We start from the raw sequence: 899 nt of genomic DNA, 5'->3' as shown, positions 1-899 counted from the left end.
GATGGTGAGATTGTTCAAACGCGAATGCTCTCGGGCGTTGTCGTCGGAAATGTCGCTGAAGAAAACTGGTGTAACGAAAAACGTGTTGTTGATTTTTATGATGTGAAAGCTGATTTAGAGGCACTACTCTTTAGTATTGATAAATCAGTCGCGTTTGAGAAAGGTCAAAATAGTGCTTTGCACCCTGGCCAGAGCGCTCAGATTGTGAAGCAAGGTGAAATTATTGGTTATTTCGGTAAATTACACCCTAAATTGCAAAAAACTTTCGATTTGAATGGCTCAGTCTTTCTCTTTGAACTACGCTTAGATGAAACAGTAAAAGGCCAAGTGTCTAATTTTACTGAAGTTTCGAAGTATCCTGGTGTAAGACGCGATCTAGCGATTCTTATAAAAAGTGATGTTTCTTACCAGGATATTGAATCAGTAGTTCGCGAAAATGCGGGTGAAGACTTAGTCGATTTGAACGTGTTTGATGTATATGTTGGCGACAACCTAGGTGATGGTTTGAAGAGCATCGCGATGGGGATGAGTTGGCAGCGTGTGGATCGTACGTTGAATGACGAAGAGATAACTCAATCGTTTGACAAGGTTGTCACTGCACTTTCTGCGAGGTTTGATGCAAAAATAAGGAGTTAGAGCATGGGAGCTTTGACCAAAGCAGATATGGCGGAAAGCCTATATGAGGAAGTTGGTTTGAATAAGCGCGAATCCAAAGAGATGGTTGAAGCGTTTTTTGAAGAGATTTGTGATGCCTTGGCCCACAATGAACAAGTCAAACTTTCTGGTTTTGGTAACTTCGATCTACGCGATAAGAAACAGCGCCCGGGCAGAAATCCCAAAACGGGGGAAGAGATTCCCATTTCTGCTCGTCGTGTGGTAACGTTTAGACCCGGTCAAAA

At 42.5% G+C, this 899-nt stretch carries 1 protein-coding gene and 1 pseudogene; both read left to right on the top strand.

Going from position 1 to position 899, the window contains the following annotated elements; genetic code table 11:
• Positions 1–636 (top strand): annotated as a pseudogene (locus A3738_RS16475) (phenylalanine--tRNA ligase subunit beta); the annotation flags it as partial.
• 3 nt (positions 637–639) lie between these two features.
• On the top strand, positions 640–899 hold a 260-nt coding region (ihfA, locus tag A3738_RS16470), incomplete at its 3' end, for an integration host factor subunit alpha (protein ID WP_068763730.1).

This window comes from Oleiphilus sp. HI0066 (assembly GCF_001635725.1).
Note: the sequence above shows the minus strand (reverse complement) of the source record. Positions and strands in the feature narration are given on the sequence as shown.